1 protein-coding gene is annotated in these 2,756 nt (G+C 73.0%); it reads right to left on the reverse strand.

Annotated elements, in window-relative coordinates; all coding sequences use genetic code 11:
• Window positions 1–2,743, reverse strand: a 2,743-nt coding sequence (locus HCA58_RS22990) for a type I polyketide synthase (protein WP_240956611.1), incomplete at its 3' end; no start/stop codon positions are given.
• Between the last annotated feature and the right edge of the window lie 13 nt (window positions 2,744–2,756).

Genomic DNA, 2,756 nt, shown 5'->3' on the forward strand with positions numbered 1-2,756 from the left:
ACAAGCGGGCGACATCCCAACCCCGATCGGTAGGAAAGTCGCCGACAGCGTCGGACCCGTCGGCGACGAGCCGCCACAGATCCTCGGGCGAAGAGACACCACCGGGATAACGACAGGCCATACCGACGATCGCCAACGGCTCATCGCCGACCGCCGTGGTGGCGGTCAGCCGGGTCTGCGATACGTCGAGAGCACCGGTCAGTTCGCGGTGTAGTAGTGCGGTGAGGGCGAGCGGTGTCGGGTAGTCGAAGATCAGGGTGGCGGGCAGCCGCAGGCCGGCAGCCGTAGAGAGCGCGTTACGCAGCTCGATTGCGGTGAGCGAGTCGAAGCCGAGGCTCTGGAAGGTCCGGTCCGCATCGACGGCGTCCGAGCCGGGGAGGCCGAGCACGGCGGCGACGTTGGTGTGGACCAGATGCCGGACGGCGTCGGCCCGCTTGTTCTCCGGCAGGGCGGCCAGCCAGTCGCTCCGCGGCCGGTCGCCGGTCGCGGCGGTGGCGGCGGCGCGACGGGTCGGGCCGGCCAGGCCGCGTAGCACCGGGGGCAGCCGATCGCCGTTGGTACGCAGGGCCTTCACGTCGAGCCGGGCCGGGATGAGCGTGGCCTGCTCGCCAGTGACGGCGGCGTCGAGCAGAGCGAGCCCGTCCTCGGTCGTCAGCGGCAGCACCCCGCCGCGCGCCATCCGCTCGCGGTCCACATCGGACAGTCGCTCGGTCATCGCCGAGCTCTGGCCCCACAGCCCCCACGCCAATGACACGCCGGGCAGGCCCGTCCGGCGACGCACGACGGCCAGCGCGTCCAGGAAGGCGTTCGCCGCCGCATAGCTACCCTGCCCCGGCGCGCCCAACACACCGGACATCGAGGAGAACAACACGAACGCCGACAGCTCCCGGTCCCGGGTCAGCTCGTCCAACAACCATGCCGCGTCCACCTTAGGACGCAACACCCCCGACACCCGGTCCGCCGACAACGACGACACCACACCGTCGTCCAGCACGCCCGCCGTGTGCACCACCGCCGACAGATCCGGCGTGTCCGCCAGAGCTGCTGCCAACTGCCCTCGGTCGGCCACGTCGCAGGCGACCAGCTCGACCCGCGCGCCGGCCGCCGACAGCTCTGCGGCGAGGTCTTCCGCGCCGGGGGCGGCCGCGCCGCTGCGCGACAGCAGCAGCAGGCGCCGCACCCCGTGCGTGGTCACCAGGTGCCGGGCCACCATCGCACCGAGGGCACCGGTCGCGCCGGTGACCAACACCGTGCCGGTGCCGAAAAGAGGGGCGTCCGGCTGCCTGGCCGGCGGCGTACGACGCACGATCCGAGGTGCGGAGACGACTCCGTCACGGACCCTCAGCTGCGGCTCGCCGGTGGCCAGGGCGAGCGGGAGTACGTCGGCGAGGTGGTCGGCATCGGCGTCGACGAGGAGTATCCGGTCGGGGTTCTCCGCCTGCGCCGAGCGCAGCAGGCCCCACACCGCCGCACCCGCCAGGTCGGTGACGTCGTCGCCGACGGCGTGCCGGGTGAGCACGACGAGCTGGGCGGTGGTGGTCTCGGCCAGCCAGCGTTGGGCGATCGCCAAAACCCGGTTCACCTCGGCGTGCACGTCGTCGGTGCCTCCGGCCGGCAGCACCACCAGCTCGGTCGAGCCGTCGCCGACCTCCGGTCCGCTGTTCGGCGTGACGCCGTCGCCGGTGGGGACCGGGGAGGCGTCGGGGTGCCAGGTCCAGGTGGGGGTGCTTTCGGTCGGGGTGACGCCGACGGGTTGCCAGTCGAGACCGAAGAGCGCGTCGGCGATGCCGGTGGCCGGGGCGACCTGCACCGGGCGGAGCACCAGCGACTGCACGGTCGCGACGGGTGCGCCGACGGCGTCGGCGACCACGATGCGGACGCTGCTGCCGGACCGGGTGAGCCGGACCCTGAGGCTGGTCGCGCCGGTGGAATGCAGTGCCACGCCCGACCACGCGAACGGCAGCCCCTGGTTGGTTTCGTCGTCGGCGAGGGTAAGGGCGTGCAGGCCGGCGTCGAGGAGCGCGGGGTGCAGGCCGTAGCCGTCGGTTTCCGTACCGTCGGGAAGGTCGACCTCGGCGTAGAGGTCGTCGCCGGTCCGCCAGGCGCGGCGCAGGCCCTGGAAGCTGCGGCCGTAGTGGAGCCCGCCGGTGGCAAGGTCGTCGTAGAGGTCGGCCAGGGGCAGCGGTTCGGCGTCGGCGGGCGGCCATTCGGTGAGGGCGACGCCGGGAGTGTCGCCGGCAGCGAGGACGCCGGTGCCGTGCCGGCTCCACGGGGTGTCGTCGTGTTCCCGGGAGTGCACCCCGACGGCGCGGCGGCCGGCCGGATCGGGTGCCTCCACCGTGACCTGGACCTCGACGCTGCCGCTGGCGGGTACGACGAGGGGCGCGTGCAGGGTCAGCTCGTCGAGCAGGCCGGTGCCGACCTGGTCGCCGGCGTGGATGGCGAGTTCGACCAGCCCGGTGCCGGGGAACACGACGCTGCCGCCGACGGTGTGGTCGGCGAGCCACGGGTGGGTGGCCAGTGACCAGCGGCCGGTGAAGACGATGCCGTCGGTGTTGGCCAGAGGCACCGCGGCGTCGAGTAGCGGATGAGCGGCGGCGAGCAGTCCGGCACCCACGAGGGCCGGGTCGTAGAGCCAGTAGTGCTGGTGTTGGAAGGCGTAGGTGGGTAGGTCGACCTGCCGCCCGCCCGGATGGATGGCCGCCCAGTCCAGGTCGACACCACTGATCCACGCCCGCGCCATCCCAGTGGCGTAC

Origin of the sequence: Micromonospora sp. HNM0581 (assembly GCF_012726175.1) — a bacterium.
Lineage (GTDB): Bacteria > Actinomycetota > Actinomycetes > Mycobacteriales > Micromonosporaceae > Micromonospora.